We start from the raw sequence: 21,150 nt of genomic DNA, 5'->3' as shown, positions 1-21,150 counted from the left end.
GCGACAGGTACTGGATGAGACATATTCTGTCGCAAAAGTTGTCGCTCCCTACCTTTTCGCTCTTGGAGTGTCAACAAGGCTGACGTAATGTCTCGGCCCAAAGGCAAAGAGGTGGATCATGGCGGACGGACGCGCCCCAGCAGGTACCGGCGGCGAGAACCTTCTGTTCCTGACGGACGAGCAATTGCGGCAAGGCAGCGAGGCGATGTTCTTTGCCTACCGGGGGTTCACCGCGGACCCTGACCGCATTCTCATGGACCTGGCCTATGGCCGCGCCCACCACCGTGCGATTCATTTCATCAACCGCGCCCCCGGCACCACCGTCAACAACCTGCTGAACATCCTTGGCGTTACGAAGCAGTCACTCAACCGTGTCTTGCGCAGCCTGATCGCCGATGGTCTTGTCGAAAGCAGGATTGGACGGAATGACAAGCGTGAACGCCACCTCTTTCTTACCGAAGACGGCCGGGCGCTGGAACGGCAGCTCTCCGATGCACAACGCGCACGGCTGCGGACAGCCTATCGAGAGGCGGGACCGGAAGCCGTGGCCGGGTTCCGCAAGGTGCTGGAAGCGATGATGGATCCGGAAATGCGTGCAAGCTACGCACGGCTTCGGGAGACGGGAGGGTGAGCGCGATGGACGCGCATCTGCTGATCGTCGACGACGACGAACGCATCCGCACGCTGCTGAGAAAATTCCTGATGCGGCACGGGTTCCTTGTCACGGCCGCCCGTGACGCCGCCCACGCCAGGCGCATTCTCACGGGGCTGGATTTCGACCTGATCGTGCTGGACGTGATGATGCCGGGCGAGGACGGGCTGAGCTTGACACTGTCGTTGCGCGAGACCCTGAAAACGCCCATCCTGCTGTTGACCGCCAAGGGCGAGACCGACAACCGGATCGAGGGGCTGGAGGCCGGGGCGGACGATTACCTGGCCAAGCCCTTCGAACCGAAGGAACTGCTGTTGCGGATCAATGCAATCCTGCGGCGGATGCCCGAGGCCCGGCCCGAGGATACGGCGCCCAAGGTGCTGTCGCTCGGTCACAACCGCTACGACCTGGAGCGGGGCGAGCTGTGGCAGGGTGACGAGCTTGTAAGGCTCACCGCCACCGAGGTGCAGTTGATGCGGATTTTCGCCGCGCAGCCGGGCGAGCCGATGAGCCGGACGCGCCTCGTGGAGGAGTTGGGCCGCGACCGGGGACAGGCGCAGGAACGCGCGGTCGACGTCCAGATCACCCGGCTGCGCCGCAAGATCGAGGTGAACCCGAAACAGCCCCAGTATCTTCAAACGGTGCGGGGCGCGGGCTACATGCTCGCCCCGGATTGAGCGGGCGGAGACCGCCGGGGGCTGTCTGCCCCCGGACCCCCGAGAGTATTTTTGGCAAAAAGAACCCCGGGCACGGCTGGCAGCGTCGGGCGATCGCCGCTAGTGTGCCGCCACCTGAACTGAAGAGGCACGGATGTCCGATACGGCTGTTGACGAAATGAGCTTTGAAACCGCGATGGCGGAACTGGAAAAGGTGCTGGGCCAGCTGGAGCGTGGCGACGTGGCCCTGGACGAGAGCATCGCGCTTTACGAACGCGGTGCGGCGCTGAAGGCGCGGTGCGAGGCAAAGCTGAAGGAAGCCGAGGAGAAGGTTGCGGCGATCACGCTGGACGGCGAGGGCAACCCGACCGGCACCAAGGCGGTCGAGGGGCTGTAGGACAGGTGTTCCGGCAGCGGATTTCCGAAACCGCGAACGCCGTGGCGCGGCATTTCGACGAGGTACTCAACACATTCGATGACCTACCCGTGACCCGTGCCATGGCCCATGCCACGCGGGGGGGAAGAGGCTGCGCGGCTTCCTTGTTCTGGAAACCGCCCGGCTTCATGGCGTCGATCCCGCCCGCGCGATCTGGCCGGCGACGGGGATCGAAGCGCTGCATGCCTACAGTCTTGTCCATGACGACCTGCCCTGCATGGATGACGACGATCTTCGCCGCGGCGAACCGACCGTGCACGTGAAATGGGACGAAGCGACCGCCGTGCTGGCGGGCGACGCGCTGCAATCACTGGCTTTCGAACTCGTGGCGCATCCGGACGTGGGCAGCGCGGGCTGCCGCGCTGACCTGGCCCTGACGCTGGCGCTGGCGTCGGGCGCACGGGGGATGGTTCTTGGCCAGGCGCTGGACATCGCGGCGGAGACGGCCCCCACCCCGCTGACACTCGATCAGATCACCGCGCTGCAGCAGGGCAAGACCGGCGCGCTGATTTCCTGGTCGGCACTGGCCGGCCCGCGCATGGCGGAGGCCGACACCGGCCCGCTGGACACCTACGCGCGGGCACTGGGCCTTGCCTTTCAGATTGCGGATGACATCCTTGACGTGGAAGGAGACGCGGCCACGGTAGGCAAGGCCACGGGCAAGGACGCCGATGCGGGCAAGGCCACCTTCGTGTCGCTTCTCGGCCTTGAAGCGGCCAGGGTGCGCGCCGAAGAATTGATGCAACAGGCCTGTGATGCCCTTGCGGTCTATGGCAAGGACGCGGAAACGCTGCGCGAGGCCGCGCAGTTCGTCGTATCGCGCAGGAATTGACAGAGGGGGCAGATATGCCTGACCAACCCGCCACACCGCTTCTGGACCGGATCAGCCGTCCGGCAGACCTGCACGGCCTGACCGACAGCCAGCTTGTCCAGCTTTCCCGCGAGGTCCGTGAGGAAACGATCTCGGCCGTTTCGGTCACCGGCGGGCACCTCGGGGCGGGGCTGGGGGTGGTCGAGCTGACGGTTGCCCTGCACGCGGTCTTTGACACCCCACGTGACAAGATCGTCTGGGACGTCAGCCACCAATGCTACCCCCACAAGATCCTGACCGAACGGCGCGACCGGATCCGCACCCTGCGGCAGAAGGACGGGCTGAGCGGCTTTACCAAGCGGAGCGAGTCCCCCTACGACCCCTTCGGGGCGGCGCACAGTTCCACCTCGATCAGCGCCGCCCTGGGCTTTGCCGTGGCGCGCGACCTGGGCGGGAACGTGCCCGAGGGGCTGGGCGATGCGATCGCGGTGATCGGCGACGGGGCGATGTCCGCCGGGATGGCCTACGAGGCGATGAACAACGCGGGCCATCTGAAGAAGCGCCTGATCGTCATCCTGAACGACAACGAGATGTCCATCGCGCCGCCCGTGGGCGCGATGTCGAGCTACCTCAGCCGTCTTTACGCCGAGGAACCTTTCCAGGATTTCAAGGCCGCCGCCAAGGGCGCCGTCAGCCTGCTGCCCTATCCGTTCCGCGAAGGGGCGAAGCGGGCCAAGGACATCCTCAAGGGAATGGCAGTGGGCGGCACGCTGTTCGAACAGCTTGGATTCTCGTACCTCGGGCCGATAGACGGCCACGACATGAACCAGCTTTTGCCGGTCCTGCGCACGGTCAAGGCGCGGGCGACCGGGCCGATCCTGATCCACGTCCTGACCAAGAAGGGCAAGGGATACGGCCCCGCGGAGAACGCCCGCGACAAGGGGCATGGCGTGTCGAAGTTCAACGTGCTCACCGGGGAACAGAAGAAATCACCTTCCAACGCGCCAAGCTACACCGCCGTCTTTGCCGAAAGCCTGGTGCAGGAAGCGGCGGACGATGACCGGATCTGCGCGGTGACCGCCGCCATGCCCGATGGTACCGGCCTCAACCTCTTTGCCGAACGCTACCCTTCTCGCTGTTTCGACGTGGGGATCGCTGAACAGCACGGCGTCACCTTTTCCGCCGGCATGGCTGCCGGCGGGCTGAAACCCTTCTGCGCGATGTACTCCACCTTTCTGCAGCGCGGCTATGACCAGGTCGTTCATGACGTCGCGATCCAGCGACTGCCGGTGCGATTTGCCATCGACCGCGCGGGGCTGGTCGGCGCCGACGGGGCCACGCATGCCGGGGCCTTCGACGTGGCCTATCTGGCGAACCTGCCCGGCTTCGTCGTGATGGCCGCCGCCGACGAGGCGGAACTGAAGCACATGGTCGCCACCGCCGCGGGGTACGATGACGGCCCCATCGCCTTCCGCTTTCCGCGGGGCGAGGGGAAGGGCGTCGAGATGCCGGAACGCGGCACACCGCTCGAGATCGGCAAGGGCCGGATCATCCGAACGGGCAGCCGCGTGGCGCTCCTGTCTTTCGGCACCCGGCTGGCGGAGGTCGAAAAGGCGTCCGAGGCGCTGGCGGCCAAGGGGATCACCCCCACCATCGCCGACGCCCGCTTTGCCAAGCCGCTGGACCGCGACCTGATCCTGTCTTTGGCGGAAGACCACGAGGCGCTGATAACCATCGAGGAAGGCGCGGTGGGCGGATTCGGCAGCCATGTGGCGCAGTTGCTGGCGGACGAAGGGGTCTTTGACAGGGGTCTCAAGTACCGCTCGATGGTCCTGCCGGACATCTTCATCGATCAGGCCTCGCCGGCTGACATGTATGCAGTGGCAGGCATGAACGCCGGCGACATCGAAGCCAAGGTCCTCGATGTGCTGGCCATTGCCAGTCTGGGCGCGCAAAGGGCCTGAACGGCCTCAGCGCTTCCCCTGCCCTTCCAGCAGCCGGTCCAGGCGTTCTTCGATCGCCGCCAGCCTTTCGTTGACATTGTCCCGATAGGCACCGGTCTCGGCGTTTTCCTCCTCGTGGTGGGCGTCCTGCATGGAGTTCACGATGAGGCCGACCAGAAGGTTCACCACGGCGAAAGTGGTGACCATGATGAACGGGATGAAGAACAGCCAGGCCAGCGGGTAGATTTCCATGACCGGGCGGACGATGCCCATCGACCAGCTTTCCAGCGTCATGATCTGGAACAGGGAATAGCCGGACCGCCCGAGCGTGCCGAACCACTCGGGAAAGCTGTCGGCGAACAGTTTGGTCGCGATGACCGCGCCGATATAGAAGATTAGCGCCATCAGGGAAAACACCGATGCCATGCCGGGCAGAGCAGTGATGAAGCCTTCGACCACCCGGCGTAACCGCGGCGCGACAGAGACCAGGCGCAGCACCCGCAGGATCCGCAGGGCACGCAGCGCGCTGAACCCCTGCGCCGCCGGCACCAGCGAGATGCCCACGATCACGAAGTCGAAAATGTTCCAGCCATCCCGAAAGAAGCGCAGGCGATAGACGGCCAGCTTCAGCAGAAGTTCGATCACGAAAATCGCAAGGCACACCTTGTCGAGCAATACGATCAGGTCGCCCGCCGCCGCCATCGCAACCTGCGACGTCTCGAGCCCCAGCAAGATGGCGTTGAAGATGATAACGCCCATGATGAAGTTGCTGAAACGCGGAGTCTCGACGATCGATTTCAGATTCATTTCGTGCGGCCTGCCCTTCTATTTGCCCCTATATGGAGGCAGGCAGGAGTACCGGCAAGGGTGGATGGGTCAGGGCAGCAGCGACAGGATCGTGAGTGCCGAAATACCGATCATCGCATAGCCGAGCAGGACATAGACGCCGTCCCTCGTGTAGAGACCGTAGGCCAGCAGTGCCACGGTGCCGCCACCGATCGAGGTGACCATGGGCAGCACTTCGAGCGGCGGCCAGCCCAGCGGAATCACGGCGCATAGCGCAAGCGTGAACCAGCGCATGGGACCGCCTGTCAGGAACATCAGCCTCTGATGGGAATGGCGATCCAGGAACGAACAGGGCCCGCGCATCCAGCCGACCGCCTTTTTGAGCCGGGCGCTCTTCATGGTCCGGCGCAGCAGGAACCGGGGCATCCAGAGGCGGCGGCGGCCGGACAGCGCCTGCACCGACATGATCACGATGATGGCGGCCGAAATCGTCGGCACGCCCGGTATGCCCGATAAAGGCGAGACAAGCATGACCGCAACCAGCAGGATAAAGGGCGTGATCGTGCGGTCGCCGAATTCGTCCAGCATGTCCTCGACCGAGACGTCGTCGCCCTGCGCGGCCTTTTCCATCCCGTCGAGTAGATTGCCCAAGGTATGGCTGTCGTCCGCGGGATTCGGCTCAGGTGTCATGTCGGAGCATCGCCGCGAGGCCGGACCGGTAGTCCGGGTACTGGGGGGACCAACCCAGCGCCGCCTTGGCGTGGTCGTTCCGCACCTTCTTGCTCTCGGCGTAGAAACTGCGCGCCATCGGCGTCATCTCGGCAGTCTCGAAGTCCTCCGCGGGGGGCAGAGGAAGCCCCAGGAGTTCCGCGGCGTGGCCGATCACTTCCTGCGGCGGCGCGGGATCGTCGTCGCACAGGTTGTAGATGGCCCCCGGGTCGGGCTGATTGATCGACAGCTCAAGCGCGAGGGCGATGTCCTCCACGTGGATGCGCGAAAATACCTGGCCCGGTTTGATGATGCGGCGTGCCGTGCCTTTCCTCACCTTGGCGAAGGGCCCTCGACCGGGGCCGTAGATCCCCGCGAGCCGGAAGATATGCAGCGGCAAACCGGGAATGGCCCGCCACGCGGCTTCCGCCTCGACCCTCGCCTGCCCCCGGCGGGTTGCCGGATTCAGCGGTGTCTGCTCGTCGACCCACGCGCCCTGATGGTTGCCGTATACACCGGTGGTGGAAAGGTAACCCAGCCAGCGCAGATGCGATGCAGCCTCCGCGATGTCAGGCGCCAGAGCGGCGAGCACCGGGTCTCCCTCCGGCCCCGGCCCGGCAGAGACAAGCACGTGGCGCAGATCGCGAAGGAGCGGGCGCAGGTCCGTACCGGGCCATTGCAGGGGCTCCACCCCGGTTCGGGCGATATCATCCAGCTTGTCCGCACTTCGGCTCGTTCCGATCACCCGCCAGCCGCGCGGTATCAGCCGCGCCGCCAGTGCCCGGGCGGAATACCCGTGACCGATAGAGAGAAGCGTCTTTTCCATGTGATCAAGTTGGGTCCGTCACCCCGTCAGGGCAAGACCTCAGCCCTTCAAACGCAGGAAATCGATGTAACCGACCGTCGGCCCCGCCCATTGCCGCGACTTGCGCATCTTGCCACTGCCGGTTTCAACCCAGTATTCATTCGTGAAGCTCGCAAGACCGTAGGAACAGATTTCGCGCATGCGATAGGTCGGCACCCGCTGATCCACGATCTGGAGCGTCTCCCGACCGAGCTGGGTCATATCGCAGGAAAAAGCCGTGGTCTGCGCGGTCCCGTTGGTCCGGTCGATGGTGATCAGCCGCTGACCGCCACCGCCCTGTCCGTCGAAGCCGGCAAAGGTCGTCGCCGCCTCGGCCGAGCGTATGTCGCCCCCCAACCCCTTGGTGCCGACAAGGACACCGTTGCGCAGGATCACCTGAAGATTGTCGGAGGATTGCCATACCTCGACGGTGCCCGGGTTGCTGTCATCACGCTGCGCGATCAGCCTCAGGAAATCCTGTGCCTGCGTGGCATCCGGGATCGCCTGCAGGACGGCACCGGGCGTCTGGTCCAGTTGCTTGCGCGTCACCTCTATTCGCAGCGGCGCGCCACCGGGCGCACCGCCGCCGGCGGTGCGCGTCTTGATCGCATCGAACAATGCGCGGGACGCCGCAATCGCGGGATCTCCCCCATTGGGATTGCTGCTGCACCCCGCCAGAAAAGTGGCGAGGACAGCCGCCGTCAGAGTGCTTGCACGACTCATTCCCATACCCTCGACCATTCGCTTTCGATCGCTTCACGATGGCCCGAACGGACCTGCTCATACAGTCGTCCCGGCACGTTCAGCCGTGCCCCGCCGTCCCGCTGGATCGGCCTGATGGTGGTGCTGATGGTCCGTTTGCCGGGTGTCCCCAGGAACCAGCTGACCGGGATGCTCAGGTTGATGCCCTTGTCGAAGGAACCTTCGCCGAACTCCTCCGAGGAAACGTCGGTCAGGGTAAAGAAACCGCCGACACGCCAGCCGTTCGAGAATTCCCGTGTCAGGGTCACCGTGCCGCCTACGTCACCGGCAAGGTACCGGCCCACGTCAAGCTGCCCAATATAGCCTCCGCCGAATTCGTAATAGGCCGAGGCATGGCCCGTCGCGACGTTGTAGTCGCGGAACCCGAGACCCGAATACGCACGCTGCTTGACATAGTTCGCTTCCGCCCCCAGCGCGAGGCGGCTCGCCACCGGCTTCCACAGCACCTCCGCCGAGACGCCGCCGAACATCCTTTCGAGGTATCCCGCCGTCACCCGGGCGTAAATGTCGTTCCCCGGCTTCCACTGGCGCGACACATAGAGGTTCTCGAGGCTGGTATCGCTCGCGCGGGCATAGAGGATGCCGTCGGTCCGCACGCGCGGCAGCTGCGAGTTGCTGAGCCGCGCGCTGTCGCCGATGTTGCCCAGCAGGCGATGCTTGACGGCGCCGCCGATTTCCCAGCCCGCCGCGGGCCGGAAGGTGAATTCGCCTTTCACCCCGGCGTCGGCACGAATGGGTTCATCCGGGTCGAAGTAGCTGGGATCGACATAGGGGCCAATGGACCAGGCAAAATCCGGGTAGAGATCGCCGTTGACTGCGGCGCCCGGCAGGTCTGGTGTGGCAGCCCCGAAACCCGTAACCGCCAGCAGCGCCTCGGCGGCCTGCGGGTCGAACTCCAGCGCCTCGAGGTCGGACCGGCGCATGATGACCGCCGACTGTGCAAGGCCTTCCTGCATCGGCACGATCCGGAACGTTTCGACAGAGGCCGGCAAGACCTGCGCCATGGCCCGCGCCGCGCGCCCCACCGCCACCGACATGGCGCCGTATGTATCATTGCGCATCCGCAGTTCCGCGCTGGCGGGTCCGACCTGAAGCGCCACCAACGTCAGACCATAGCTTTCCAGCACCGGTTTCAGCCGGTCGCGGAGCGTCCGGGGAGCGCTCTCGCTCTGCGCCCAGGCGGTATCGTACACCTCGGGTTGTGCGGCCCTGCTGGGACGCGGCTCGATCGGTGGCGTCGGCAGCACCCGCAACGGGGTCGGCGGCTGCTTGGGGTTCAGTTGCAACTGGGCGTTGATCCCGAATTCCGATCCATAGAGATAGTAGGCACCGATCCGAAGGCGGTCGGAATACTGATACTCGGCACCGAAGTTGAACCGGGACTTGCGGGTAAACACGTTGCGCCGGACGGTCTCGGCCTCGTAGGCGTCCGAGCTGTATTCCGCCTTCAGACCCCAGCGGTCATTGATCTGCCATTCCACGCCCGCGAAGGGTGCGGCATCGCCCCTGAACCATTGATCGAATGACGGGCTGCCGCCGCGATCCTGCGCGTCGAAAGGCGGACGCGGACCGCCGAACGGCGCACCGATCGCGCCCGAACTGCCAAGCCGGCCCCAGCCCAGACCCGCCGTCAGCTTGAAGCTGCCGGGAATGCTGCCGACCTGATCGAAAGTCTTGGTCGCGACGACGTATTCGCCCGCGTAGATCCCCGTCCCCGCGAAGTCCTGCAGGCCGACGGTGAGCGAGGGCCAGATCCGCCCTTCCCTGCGCAACTGGTAGCGGACATCGAAGCTGCGGTCGCGGTAGGTCTCGAAGCCGTCGGTGTTCCAGTCCTGGATGCCGACATATCGAAAGCTCGCCGACAGGCGCGGTGTGGCCTGAAAGGTCACCGTGGTCCGGGTGATCCCGCCGAAGCTGGACACGCCCACGGCGAACTGTCCGTCCGGCAACGCCTGTGCGGTCGGCATATCGACAAGGCCGGGCGAGCCGTAGAAATTCAGGCTCGGGCGGTCGGGCATCGCAAAGATGTCGTAGGTATCGTCGGCAAGTGCGGGCTGGCCAAGCACGCCGACCGTGGCAAGGGCCGCGATGCAGGTGCCTTTCACCGGCGCCAAGCGCCGAGTGCTGACATTGTCTTTTCGGCTTACCTGAAACACGCTGCCGTCCTCTTTCTGAGACACCTTTTTCGGTTCTGCCAACGCGGGGCCGATAAATCAACCACCCACCCCCGGCGCGGGCCCGCCCCGACCCGATAGAGGCATTCTTGCGACAGAGAGTCAGGAGGTTTTACGCTCCCGCGCATGACGGGCATACCCTTCGACCCACCGCATCACGACACCCCGCGCCATTTCCTCGTTCGAGGCGACGAACGCCTCGCGCAGGCGGCGCGTGGCCGACGCGATCTCGATCTCCGAAAGCCCTTCCTCCCGCGTTGAAAAAATCTTGGGATGCTGTGTGGGGAACCGCTCGCCAGAGAGGGTCAGTTCTTCAACCATCTTCTCGCCCGCGCGCAGACCAGTGAATTCGATCTCGATGTCGCCGTCAGGATTGTCCTCGTCCCGGAGGGTGTAGCCCGCGCTTTCGATGACCTGCCGCGCGAGCTGGTAGATGGATACGGGCTTGCCCATGTCCAGCACGAAGACTTCGCCGCCCTGGGCCATCGCCCCCGCCTGCAACACCAGCCTTACCGCCTCCTGAACGGTCATGAAGTACCGCTCCACCAGCTTGTCGGTCACTGTCAGCGGGCCGCCCCGGCTCAGCTGGTCTTGAAACAGGGGCACGACGGAACCGGACGACCCCAGCACGTTGCCGAACCGGACCATGGAAAAGATCGTGCCGCCGCCCTTGGTCGCGGAGCGTCGGGCCATATCCTGAATGACCAGTTCCGCGAGCCGCTTGGACGCGCCCATGATGTTGGTCGGCCGCACGGCCTTGTCGCTGGAAATCAGGATGAACCGCTCCACCCCGGCCTTGGCGGCCTGTTCGGCCAGCGTCTGGGTGCCGAAGACATTGTTCACCAGTCCCGCCAGGGGATTCGCTTCGACCAGCGGCACGTGCTTGTACGCGGCTGCGTGCAGAACGATCTGAACCCCGTGGTCCGCCATCACCTTGCGGACCTGCCGCGCATCGGTGATCGACCCCAGAACCGGAACGATCTCGATCTCCCGGTTCTCGGACAGTTGGCGCAGTTCCATGTCCGCGTTGTAGAGCGCGAATTCGCTGAGCTCGAACAGCACCAGCTTCTTCGGTCGGCGTTCCAGCACCTGCCGGCAGAGTTCGGCGCCGATGGAGCCGCCAGCGCCCGAAACCAAAACGACCTTCTGGGTATAGCACGCCGTGGTCTCGGTTATCGTATCGTCCACCTCGGCCCGGTTGAGAAAACGCTGAGCGGAAAGCGGCGTCAGCTTGTCGACCAGCGCCTCCTCGCCGATGAGCTGGGCAAAGGAAGGCAGCGTCTGCACCTCGAGCCCCATCTTTTCCAGACGCCGCGCGATCTGCGCCTGCTTGGGCAGGCTCAGCGATGGAACGGCCAGAAGCACCCGGTCGATCTTCTTGTCGCGGGCGACATCGGCGATGCGGAGCGGGTTGTAGACCGGCAGTTGCGCCACGCTCAGACCCTGGATCGCGGCATTGTCGTCGACGAAGGCCACCGGCTCGATGTTCTCGTGTCCCCGGAGTGCGGAAACCAGCTGCGTTCCGGTCGTGCCGGCACCGTAAATCAGAACCCGGCAGCGCGACGTCGAACGTCGGTAGATCGCGAGCACGAGTTGAAGCAGCACCGCCCGGCTGATGACCACCGAAGAAAAGAATGCCGCGCCGAACACCAGATGGACGCCCAGCGGCATCCCCAGACCCAGCACGTTCGACACGACGATCGAGGTGATGGTGAGAAACATCGCGAAGACGCCGGTCATGCCGATGGCCGCGGTCTCGTAAGAGTTCAACTGGATCGAACAGACCCCAAGCCACATGGACACGCCGATCCCCACCAGCAGCACGTAAGGCAGGACGGGGATGTAGGCGATCATGTTCTCCAGCAGGCCGCCCGGCAACGCCTGCGCCACGATCGCGAACATGATGGACAGGACTACCAGAACGGAATCGAGCGTAAGAAGGATGCCGCGCTTCTGGCGCTTGGAAAATGACTTGATCAGGTTCAGCATGAAATCAGTCGCCCTCACCCACGTGGAAAGAATTCACAAGACATAGGGGCACGGGCAAGCCGACAGATGTGGCAGCCTTTCCATCCCCCGAAAAATTTTCGTTCAAAAACAGACGTTTTATAACATCAACTCCACCCAGATTCACAGTACGGATTCCGACAGACACGCATCGAATGCACCATAAAATGCACAGCGCCCTATTTTTTGGCGATTTTCGGCCTATCCGGACGTCTGAAGAGGTTACCGATGGTCTGGAAAACCAGATCGAAGTCGTAACAGGTGGACTGATTCCGCTGGTAGATCAGATCGAGTCGCGCTTTTCGCGGCACACAGATTCGGCAGTACACGTCGTCGGTCTCGGCCGCCGTCTGGCACCGGGCCAGCAGCCGCTCCTCGTGCTTGTGAAAGCGGATGGTGGCCAGCCCGGTCACGCCGGGCCGGGATTTCAGAACCTCGCCGTAGATTTCGGGGAACCTCTCCACGTATTCGCGCAGCGGCGGGCGGGGCCCGACGAAACTCAGGTCCCCTTTCAGGATGTTCCAGAGCTGCGGAAACTCGTCCAGCCGCTTTGCTCTCAGCCAGGCGCCCGTGGGCGTGATGCGCGATGACTTGTCGCCGCCCGACACCCCCTGATCGCGGTCGACGACCGTCATCGTGCGGAGCTTCCACAGGTGGAAGGGCTGGTCCAGCCCCTTCATCCGTTCCGCCACGAAGAACAGGGGCCGCCCCTCCTTGATCAGCAACCAGCCGAGCAGCCAGATCAGGACGGGTGCCAGGATCACCACCAGCAGCGAGGCGAAGAACAGGTCGAATATGCGCTTGCGCCAGGTCATGAGTTGGCCTTCACTGGGGTCCGTCGGTCCGCGCCCTGTACGCTCGCCATTCAGCGACCAGACTTTCCGCGGTCCCCGCGTTAGGCGCGAATTCCACGAGATTTTCAAGTCGCCTCGTCTGCAGTTGCACTTTGCCGATGGTTGCAGGTCCGGCCGCCCTCGACGACCAGCGCAGACCCGCGGCGTCTAGCAGATCCCCCATCGCCACCGTCCCGGGCGCCGCCACGTTCAGGATTTCGGGCAGGTCATCCAAAAGGCACAGCCGGTGAACCACGGCTGCAAGGGTCTTGGGCCCGATATAGCTTCGTTCGGGCGTCGATCCGTCCGGCAGGGTGTCCAGCCGCATGTCGGCGCGCCACCCGCCGAGGATGGCATCGGCACCCGCGACGTTGCCGATACGTAACATGGTCACGGGCTGCTCACGGTCCTTGGCCAGCGCTGCGGCGGCCTGTTCCATCTGCAGCTTGGCCCGGCCATAGTCCGACACGGGCGCGCATAACATATCCTCGGCCAAGGGGCCGCCCGCCGCGCCATAGACCGCCGCGGATGACGCCAGCATCAGACGCGGCACCCCGGCCCCGGCGGCGGCATTCAGCGCGGCGAGCGCAAGATCGGTGTTGAGCGAGAAGGGGTCGCCTGTGGCAGCCGCATGGGCCGGCGTGACACCGGACAGGCAAACGACCGCGCGCCGACCCCTCATGGCGGCTGCCAGCCTATCGGAGTCGTGCAGCGGATCGAAGCTGACAACGCCCGGTCCGGGCGCGCGGCTCTGACACGCGAGGTCCGTGCTGTCGGGCCAGAACGCCCGGATCATCCTGCCCAGCCGTCCTGCCGCCCCAAGCAGCAATACGCCACTACGCTTCATCGTTTCGTCCGAAATCGTTGACCTGCATGACGCAGTCACTATCCTGCATGAAATAGTTTCCCTACCGAGACCATTTTTTATGTCGCCGCGCTTTTCAATAGCAACGCCTTTGCGTATGGGGACAGGGAACCCCCTGCCAGGGGATCGGCAAGAGAGAGCAGAGTAGAATCATGCGCCTGACAGTCAAACGGTGCCTCGGCATCCTCCTCGTGACTGCGCTTTCCGCCTGTTCCCAGCTGCCACGCGGCGCTGCCGTCCAGAACGAGATCACGCGCAATGCCGACGCGCCGACCTCGGACATCGCGGTGTATCCCGTGACCCGTGCCTTCCTGCCCAGCGTACAGCAATGGCCCAGCGTCGGCGAACAGCGGCACGGCTGGATCGGAAGCACCCGCGGTTCCATCGCCCAGATCATCCGGCCCGGCGACGAATTGGCGATCCTCGTCTGGGACAGCGGAGACAACTCGCTCCTGACGTCGCGCGAACAGCGGGTCGCGACCCTGCCCGACATCCGTGTGTCCGAAACGGGTGCGATCTTCGTGCCCTACGTGGGCAAGGTGCAGGTTGCGGGCCGCACCCCCGAAAGCGCCCGATTGCTGATTCAGCGCCAGATGGAGGCGATCGTGCCATCGGCGCAGGTCCAGCTTTCCATGGCAGAAGGGCGCAGCAACTCAATCGACCTCGTGGGTGGGGTGAAGAATCCCGGCAACATCCTGATGCCTGACCAGAATTTCACCGTTCTAGGCGCGATATCCGCGGGAGGCGGCGTGGGCAACGGCATGCAAAACCCGCAGGTGAAGCTGGTTCGGGGTGGCAACATCTATGCCACCTCCGTCAGCCGACTCTACGAGAACCCGCACCTCGACACACGCCTTCAGGGCGGCGACAAGGTCATCATCGAAGACGACAGGCGGTATTTCCTGTCGCTGGGCGCAGCGGGCCGCGAAGCGCAGCATCCGTTCAACCGCGATCAGGTTTCGGCGCTGGACGCGCTGGCGATCATCGGGGGCGTGAACGACACCCGCGCCGATCCGCAGGGCATCCTTGTCCTGCGCGAGTATCCGCCTTCCGCGATCAGCGCCGGCGTGCGCGGCCCCCGGATGCAGCGGGTCGTCTTTACCATCGACCTCACGACGTCCGACGGCCTTTTCTCGGCGAGAAACTTCATGATCCAGTCCGGCGATCTCGTCCTCGCGACGGAAACCAATCTCACCGATACCCGCACGATTCTCGGTCTCGTCGGATCCGTCTTCGGCGTGGTGGGCGCCGCCGGCAACCTGTCGAACTGACCCGGTCAGGCGGACCCGCCGGGCCGCCAGAACGCCTTTGCGTCCGTCGACTGCGCGCCCGGCGGTATGCCGAACGTCGCCCTGTAGCTTTTCGAGAAATGCGACAGCGACCTGAAACCGCAGGCCACGCAGATCTCCGTCACGCTCAGCCCGGTCTGGCGTAAGAGGTTGCGCGCCTTCTCGAGCCGCAGCTGCATGTAGTACCGCTTGGGCGAAGTCTTGAGGTAGCGGGCGAAAAGCCTCTCCAATTGCCGGCTCGACAATTTCACCAGATCCGCGATCTCGTCCGGGCGCAGCGGGTCTTCCAGGTTCGCTTCCATCAGCTGCATCGCAAGCTGCAGCTTTGGATTGCGGACATCGGCCATTGGCTGCAAAGACCGCCGCTGCGTATGGCTTTCCGGTCGCGGCACCGAATAGACCATCTGGTCGGCGACCCATGCTGCCAGATCAGCGCCGTAGTCCGCTTCGACCCGGTGCAGCATCATGTCCATGGAAGCCGCGCCGCCCGCAGAGGTGAAAACACGTCCGTCCACCGCGTAGAGGGTGTCTTGCATGATGACGTCCGGCAGAAGCTCTGCCAGGGCAGTCCGATATTCCCAATGCGTCGTGACCCGCCTGCCCCCGATCAGCCCGGCCAGTGCCAATGTATAGGTTCCCGACGAAAGCGCGCCAAAATCCATGCCCTTGCGGGTCTGACGCCGCAGCCAGTCGAGAACTGCGCGGGAGCTGCCCGCCCCCGCGTTCTCGCCCGCGCAGACGATCAGGGTCTCGCGACGGTCCAGTTCTGCAAGGCCCGCGTCCACCCGAACCTCGACGCCGTTGTACGCTGCGACCGGACCGCCGGTTTCCGACAGCAGGCGCCAGCTGTAGAACCGCTGTCCCGACGGATGGTGATTTGCAAGCGACAGGCAGTCCAGCGCGCAGGCAAAGCCCAACGTGGAAAAGCCGGGTATCAAGAGAAAGGCATAGGAGCGGGGAGGAGAGTCTGGATCGTGGGTCATGGCCGCATTTTGCTCCGCGACCCGCCTCGCGCACGTCGATTTCCGCGACGGGGGATGCCGCTTGCGACACTTATGTCTTTTTTTGCCTCGAAATTTGTACCGCGAGAATGCCCAGCGCCACGATCACCACACCGATCAGGTCGCGCGCCCCCAGTGGTTCGGCCAGCAGAAGTGCCGCGATCGCCACCCCGAAAAACGGATTGAGAAAGTGGAAGGTCGCCGCGCGCGTGGCCCCGAGTCGGTTGACCAGCCAGAACCAGATCATGGTCGCGGCAAGGCCCGGAACGAGGCAGGTATACGTAAACGCAAACAGAAGTTGCCAGCTGGGTTCAAAGCGCGGAGTCTCGAAAAGCAGCGCTGCCAGTGCGAGCGCTGCGCAGCCAGCTAGCATCTGCAATCCCACGATCATGAGGAAGTTGCCCCCCGACGTGGCGCCGCGGACCAGCAGTGTCGCCGCTGTCAACGCCATCACGCCCAGCCCGCAAAGAAGCACCCCGGTCGGATCCACGCCGCCGTTCAGTCGCGCGCTCATGATGATGAAGACCCCGACAACACCGGCCAGCAGTCCTGCCATCCCCAGCGGTCGCAGGCGTTCGCCCATGAAGGCCCAGGCGGCGAAGCCGACCAGCAGGGGCATGGTCGACGCGATGATGGCCGCCAGCGATGCCTCGATCGTCTGCATGGCAACGAAATTCAGTCCCAGGTAGAGCGCATTCTGAAGGACACCGAAGATGATCGTCGCGCGCCATTGCGCAGGGGTCAGCCGGAATGTCTGACCCAGCGCGCGTGCGATGGCGACGCCGAGCAGGCCCGAGATCAGGTAGCGAAGCGACAGGGCCCACAAGGGCGACGCATACTCCACGATGATCCGGGCCGAGGTGAAGGCCGAAGACCACATGATCACAAAAACCAAGCCCGCCAGAATTGCGCGAATATCCATGTCCTGACCTGCCTCCGTTTGCCGCCGACCATCTATCGGATCGCGCCGACCTACAAGCCCTGCGCCCCGCTCCGTGGTAAACGAGAAAGGCCGCCCCGAAAGGCGGCCTCGACTGAATTGAAAGTCGGAATGGCTTAGCCGTTCACGCTGTCCTTCAGCGCCTTGGCAATGGTCATCTTGACCACCTTGTCCGCGTCCTTCTTGAACTGTTCGCCGGTCGCCGGATTACGAACCATACGCTCGGGACGCTCGCGGCAGTAGATCTTGCCCACGCCGGGCAGGGTCACGGCGCCGCCTGCGGACACTTCCTTGGTGATCAGGTCGCAGACTGCTTCCAGCGCAGCGCTTGCAGATTTCTTGTCAGAACCCATCTCTTCCGCCAGGGCAGCGACAAGCTGAGTCTTTGTCATTGGTTTGGTTGCCATGTTCTTATCTCCTTAGACTGCCCGTATCTGGGGCCTGTGTGCGGAATGTAACGGCATGTTGTGGCACAACACAACGCGTTGTAGCCCGATTTTCCTTATTTTCTTCGCTTTTTCGCGGTTTTTTGCCTTCAGAGAAAGGCGGTTTCGTCGAAAGACCGCAATTTCCGGCTGTGGATGCGCTCCAGCGGCGTGCTGCGCAGGCGCTCCATGGCTCGAATCCCGATCATCAGATGTCGCGAAACCTGCGTCTTGTAGAAGTCGGACGCCATGCCGGGCAGCTTCAACTCGCCATGCAGCGGCTTGTCGGAGACGCACAGAAGCGTGCCGTAGGGGACGCGAAAACGGTAGCCGTTGGCGGCGATCGTGGCGCTTTCCATGTCCAGCGCGATGGACCGTGACTGGCTCAGCCGCTGTACCGGTCCGGACTGGTCGCGCAGTTCCCAGTTCCGGTTGTCGATGGTCGCGACCGTCCCCGTCCGCATGATGCGCTTGAGCTCATAGCCTTCCAGCTGGGTCACCTCCGCAACGGCCTTTTCCAGCGCGATCTGGATCTCCGCCAGGGCCGGGATCGGCACCCAGATCGGAAGGTCGTCGTCCAGCACGTGATCTTCCCGAAGATAGGCATGGGCGAGTACGAAGTCGCCCAGGGCCTGGGTGTTCCGCAACCCCGCGCAATGCCCCACCATCAGCCAGGCGTGGGGCCGCAGGACCGCGATATGATCGGTCGCCGTCTTGGCGTTGGACGGGCCGACGCCGATGTTCACCAGTGTGATGCCCGATCCGTCAGCGCGCTTGAGGTGATAGGTCGGCATCTGCGGCGTCTTGATCGTGTCCGGAATTGGCGTGTCGCCATCCGTGATCTCGACATTCCCGGTGCTGACGAACGAGGTATAGCCACTGTCGGGGTCTCTGAGCTGCGCGCGCGCGAAGGCTTCGAATTCGGTCACGTAGAACTGGTAATTGGTGAACATGACGTGGAACTGGAAATGCTCGGGGTCCGTGGCGGTGTAATGCGCAAGCCGCGCCAGCGAATAATCGACCCGCTGCGCGGTGAAGGGCGCCAGCGGCCGCACCCCGTCGGTGGCCATGAAGGTGCCGTTGACGATATCGTCGTTCGTCGTGCTCAGATCCGGCACATCGAAGATATCGCGCAGGACAAAGCTGCCTGCCCCTTCCTGCGGCAGATTGACCGCCGTTTCGGTGGTCACCGCGAAATGGATCGGGATCGGCGTGTCGGAGGTGCCGATCACGACCGGCTGGTCGTGGTTCTCGATCAGCAGACCGATCTGCTGGATAAGGTAGTTCCGGAACAGGTCGGGCCGGGTGATGGTCGCGGAAAACGTGCCCGGAGAGGAGACATGCCCGAACGACAGGCGGCTGTCCACATGTGCATGGCTGGACGTGGTAAAGCGGACCTCGGGATAATAGGCCCGGATGCGTGTTCCGTCGTCCGACGCGGTCGTCACGTTTTCAAAGCTGTCGCGCAGGAATGACGTGGCCTGATCGTACAGCGCGGTCAGACGGTCCACCGCGGCGGTGGCGTCCGTAAAACTCTCGGCTTTCGGGGTGTCAGGCGTGTTTAATTTCATATCGGTTCCTTCTTTTGTTTTTGGGGCGGTCCTGCCCACGGTTCTGAATGTGATAGGGGGTCAATGTTACGACACGATCACATCGGTGAACTGGAATGTGCGCACATCGACGAGGCCAAGGTCGGAGATCCGCAGTTCGGGGATCACGACCAGTGCCAGCAGCGAATGCTGCATGTAAGCGTTGTTGATGGTGCAGCCGCAGTCGCGCATGGCGTGCATCATCTGTTGGGTCGCTGCCGCGACATCTGCCGCGGGGCTGTCCGACATCAGTCCGGCTATGGGCAATTCGACCAGCGCCAGTTCCTGCCCATCGCGGAAAATGACGATCCCGCCGCCGACCGCCCGCAGACGGTTCGCGGCCAGTGCCATCTGCTCGGCATCGGTACCGACCACGATCATGTGATGGCTGTCATGTGCAACGGTCGACGCCATCGCCATGCGGCCCTCGTAGCCGAAGCCGGAGACAAAGGCGTTCACCACTCCGCCAGTTCCCCGGTGCCGTTCAACCAATGCAATCTGGCAGACCTCGCCCGTGGCCTGAACGCGGCCTTCCGTGACGGGCAGTTCGAATTGCAGCGCCTTGGTGGGCGCCTGGTTCTCCACCACGCCGATGACATTCGCGGTCACCCCGTTGGCACCCTCGGGCGCGGGCACGGCAAAGTCGTCGGCCTTCAGGTCGCGGGCCATCCTGACGGTCTCGCGCGCCCGGTCGGGCCAGTCATAGTGGGGACAATTCGCCAGACAGACGCCGTCTTGCGCCACGACACGCCCGCGCGCGATTACGACCTCGATCGGCAGCGCGGCGAGGTCGGATGACAGGATCATGTCCGCCCGCCGCCCCGGCGTGAGCGAGCCGATCTCGCGCTCCAGCCCGAAATGGGTGGCGGTGTTGATCGTCGCCATCTGAAGGGCGACCAGCGGGTCGCAGCCGCAATCGATGGCATGCCGCACCACGCGATTCATGTGCCCTTCGTTCACCAGCGTGCCCGAATGACAATCGTCGGTGCACAGGATCATGTTCCGCGGATCCAGACCCTTTTCCGTGATCGCGGTGATCTGGCTTTCGACGTCGTACCAGGCGCTGCCCAGCCGGATCATGCTGCGCATGCCCTGGCGCATCCTGGCGATCGCATCCGCCTCGCAGGTGCCCTCGTGGTCGTCCGCAGGCCCGCCCGCGACATAGGCGGCAAAGGCATGGCCGAGATCGGGCGAGGCATAGTGCCCCCCCACCGTCTTGCCGGACCGCTGGGTCGCCGCGATCTCTGCCAGCATCTGGGGATCGCCGTTCGACACACCGGGGAAATTCATCATCTCGCCCAGGCCGATGATGCCGGGCCAGGTCATGGCCTCCGCCACGTCGTCGGCGCTGATTTCGAACCCCGTCGTTTCCATCCCGGGTGCCGACGGCGCGCAGGAGGGCATCTGGGTGAAGATGTTCACCGGCTGCATCAGCGCCTCGTCGTGCATCATCCGCACGCCCTCCAGCCCCAGCACATTCGCGATCTCGTGCGGGTCGGTGAACATCGACGTGGTGCCATGGGGGATCACGGCGCGGGCGAATTCCGCCGGGGTCAGCATGCCGGATTCGATGTGCATGTGTGCGTCGCACAGCCCCGGGATCATGTGTCGACCGCGCGCCTCGATGATCTCGGTCTCATCGCCCCGGCAGTGGCTGGCATCCGGTCCGACAAAGGCGATCCGCCCCGCGACGATGGCGATGTCGTTATCCGGCAGGGTCTCGCGGGTGTGGACGTTGACCCAGATGCCCCCGGTGACGATCATGTCTGCGGGGGAACGGCCGGCGGCGACATCGACCAGCCGCGCGGCACTTTCGGGCCATGAAGGGAATGTATCTTGCGTCATGGCATAATGGATCAAGAAACGCGCAGGCGTGCAAGGGGTTGCACCGCCTTTCTTTGGGCCCCGCCGGCCCGCGCTGCGGCGATGGACGAATGTTGATGCGGCATCTAGGCTGTCGGCGCAAAGCAACCGGGACACCATGAACTACGAAGACACAACACCCGAAGCGTTCGGCGCGTCACTCAGGGGCATGGGCCTGAACCTTCTCGTGCGCGACGTGCCGCGGCAGGTCGCCTTCCTCGAAGACGTGTTTGGAATGCGGGCGTTTCAACCGACTGCGGATTTCGCGATCATCACCTACGGTGAACATGTGTTCCAGCTGCATGTCGACGGGACCTACCATGCGAACCCCCTTCTGGCCTTGCTGCCCGAAAACCCGCCGCGCGGTGCGGGGATCGAGATCAGGCTCTATGACACCGACCCCGACACTGCCTGTCGCAGGGCTGTGGCCATGGGCGTCACCATCCTGCAGGCGCCGGCCGACAAGCCACATGGCCTGCGCGAAGCCTACCTGCTTTGCGAGAATGGATATGCCTGGGTGCCCAGCCGCCCCCTGACCTGAGCGGCGTGTCAGGACAGAACGTTCC

General features: G+C 64.1%; 19 protein-coding genes and 1 pseudogene. 7 read left to right on the top strand and 13 right to left on the bottom strand.

Features of this window, described 5'->3' with window-relative positions:
- Positions 1 to 118: 118 nt before the first annotated feature.
- From BOO69_RS00505 to dxs, 5 genes and pseudogenes are all read left to right on the top strand, one after another.
- Positions 119 to 631, top strand: a complete 513-nt coding sequence (locus BOO69_RS00505; protein ID WP_071969326.1) for a MarR family winged helix-turn-helix transcriptional regulator — start codon at positions 119 to 121, stop codon at positions 629 to 631.
- A complete protein-coding gene (locus BOO69_RS00500; protein ID WP_071969323.1) occupies positions 628 to 1,329 on the top strand; it encodes a response regulator in 702 nt (233 codons plus the stop codon). Before BOO69_RS00505 ends, BOO69_RS00500 begins: the two co-directional genes overlap by 4 nt.
- Positions 1,330 to 1,462: 133 nt before the next feature.
- Entirely contained in the window at positions 1,463 to 1,705 is a 243-nt protein-coding gene (locus BOO69_RS00495) for an exodeoxyribonuclease VII small subunit (RefSeq protein WP_071969321.1), read from the top strand.
- Between the two features lie 5 nt (positions 1,706 to 1,710).
- Positions 1,711 to 2,576: pseudogene (locus BOO69_RS00490) on the top strand (polyprenyl synthetase family protein).
- A 14-nt stretch (positions 2,577 to 2,590) separates the two neighbouring features.
- On the top strand, positions 2,591 to 4,519 hold the full coding sequence (gene dxs / locus BOO69_RS00485; RefSeq protein WP_071969319.1) for a 1-deoxy-D-xylulose-5-phosphate synthase: 1,929 nt from the start codon (positions 2,591 to 2,593) through the stop codon (positions 4,517 to 4,519).
- Positions 4,520 to 4,525: 6 nt separating this feature from the next.
- Here dxs and BOO69_RS00480 read toward each other — a convergent pair whose 3' ends face one another.
- From BOO69_RS00480 to BOO69_RS00445, 8 genes are all read right to left on the bottom strand, one after another.
- Positions 4,526 to 5,305: an ion transporter gene (locus tag BOO69_RS00480; protein ID WP_071969317.1), complete on the bottom strand. Its 780-nt coding sequence runs from the start codon at positions 5,303 to 5,305 to the stop codon at positions 4,526 to 4,528.
- Between the two features lie 69 nt (positions 5,306 to 5,374).
- Positions 5,375 to 5,974: an exopolysaccharide biosynthesis protein gene (locus BOO69_RS00475; protein WP_071969315.1), complete on the bottom strand. Its 600-nt coding sequence runs from the start codon at positions 5,972 to 5,974 to the stop codon at positions 5,375 to 5,377.
- A complete protein-coding gene (locus BOO69_RS00470; RefSeq protein WP_071969313.1) occupies positions 5,964 to 6,818 on the bottom strand; it encodes an SDR family oxidoreductase in 855 nt (284 codons plus the stop codon). Before BOO69_RS00470 ends, BOO69_RS00475 begins: the two co-directional genes overlap by 11 nt.
- A 39-nt stretch (positions 6,819 to 6,857) precedes the next feature.
- A complete protein-coding gene (locus BOO69_RS00465; protein ID WP_071969311.1) occupies positions 6,858 to 7,559 on the bottom strand; it encodes a YjbF family lipoprotein in 702 nt (233 codons plus the stop codon).
- Positions 7,556 to 9,703, bottom strand: coding sequence for a YjbH domain-containing protein (locus BOO69_RS00460; RefSeq protein WP_237267620.1), 2,148 nt, complete (start codon positions 9,701 to 9,703; stop codon positions 7,556 to 7,558). The genes BOO69_RS00465 and BOO69_RS00460 overlap by 4 nt, the downstream gene beginning before the upstream one ends.
- A 171-nt stretch (positions 9,704 to 9,874) precedes the next feature.
- Positions 9,875 to 11,761 (bottom strand): polysaccharide biosynthesis protein, encoded by a 1,887-nt coding sequence (locus BOO69_RS00455; protein WP_071969307.1) that lies wholly within the window; start codon positions 11,759 to 11,761, stop codon positions 9,875 to 9,877.
- Between the two features lie 197 nt (positions 11,762 to 11,958).
- Positions 11,959 to 12,594 (bottom strand): sugar transferase, encoded by a 636-nt coding sequence (locus tag BOO69_RS00450; protein ID WP_071969305.1) that lies wholly within the window; start codon positions 12,592 to 12,594, stop codon positions 11,959 to 11,961.
- Between the two features lie 10 nt (positions 12,595 to 12,604).
- Complete coding sequence (locus BOO69_RS00445; protein ID WP_071969303.1) at positions 12,605 to 13,459, bottom strand: NAD-dependent epimerase/dehydratase family protein; 855 nt, start codon at positions 13,457 to 13,459, stop codon at positions 12,605 to 12,607.
- A gap of 170 nt (positions 13,460 to 13,629) precedes the next feature.
- Here BOO69_RS00445 and BOO69_RS00440 point away from each other — a divergent pair, with 170 nt between their 5' ends.
- Positions 13,630 to 14,748 carry a polysaccharide biosynthesis/export family protein gene (locus BOO69_RS00440; RefSeq protein ID WP_156874831.1) on the top strand — a complete coding sequence of 373 codons (1,119 nt, stop codon included), beginning with the start codon at positions 13,630 to 13,632 and terminating at the stop codon, positions 14,746 to 14,748.
- A 5-nt stretch (positions 14,749 to 14,753) separates the two neighbouring features.
- Here the strand turns inward: BOO69_RS00440 and BOO69_RS00435 are convergent, their stop codons facing one another.
- The 5 genes from BOO69_RS00435 to ade all read right to left on the bottom strand — a co-directional run bounded on the left by BOO69_RS00435 (position 14,754) and on the right by ade (position 20,566).
- Positions 14,754 to 15,749, bottom strand: coding sequence for a GlxA family transcriptional regulator (locus BOO69_RS00435; protein ID WP_071969299.1), 996 nt, complete (start codon positions 15,747 to 15,749; stop codon positions 14,754 to 14,756).
- Positions 15,750 to 15,819: 70 nt separating this feature from the next.
- On the bottom strand, positions 15,820 to 16,689 hold the full coding sequence (locus tag BOO69_RS00430; protein ID WP_071969296.1) for a DMT family transporter: 870 nt from the start codon (positions 16,687 to 16,689) through the stop codon (positions 15,820 to 15,822).
- Between the two features lie 134 nt (positions 16,690 to 16,823).
- On the bottom strand, positions 16,824 to 17,114 hold the full coding sequence (locus BOO69_RS00425) for an HU family DNA-binding protein (RefSeq protein WP_071969294.1): 291 nt from the start codon (positions 17,112 to 17,114) through the stop codon (positions 16,824 to 16,826).
- 128 nt (positions 17,115 to 17,242) lie between these two features.
- Positions 17,243 to 18,703 (bottom strand): AMP nucleosidase, encoded by a 1,461-nt coding sequence (locus BOO69_RS00420; protein ID WP_071969292.1) that lies wholly within the window; start codon positions 18,701 to 18,703, stop codon positions 17,243 to 17,245.
- A gap of 66 nt (positions 18,704 to 18,769) precedes the next feature.
- The gene (gene ade / locus BOO69_RS00415) at positions 18,770 to 20,566 is read right to left on the bottom strand and encodes an adenine deaminase (RefSeq protein ID WP_071973564.1); all 1,797 of its coding nucleotides are present in this window, start codon (positions 20,564 to 20,566) and stop codon (positions 18,770 to 18,772) included.
- 136 nt (positions 20,567 to 20,702) lie between these two features.
- Between ade and BOO69_RS00410 the strand changes: the two genes are divergently transcribed.
- Entirely contained in the window at positions 20,703 to 21,125 is a 423-nt protein-coding gene (locus BOO69_RS00410) for a VOC family protein (protein ID WP_071969290.1), read from the top strand.
- The last annotated feature ends 25 nt before the right edge of the window (positions 21,126 to 21,150 follow it).

Source organism: Sulfitobacter alexandrii, assembly GCF_001886735.1.
Classification (GTDB): domain Bacteria; phylum Pseudomonadota; class Alphaproteobacteria; order Rhodobacterales; family Rhodobacteraceae; genus Sulfitobacter; species Sulfitobacter alexandrii.
The sequence above is the reverse complement of the archived record's forward strand: the minus strand, read 5'-3'. Positions and strand labels throughout refer to the sequence as shown.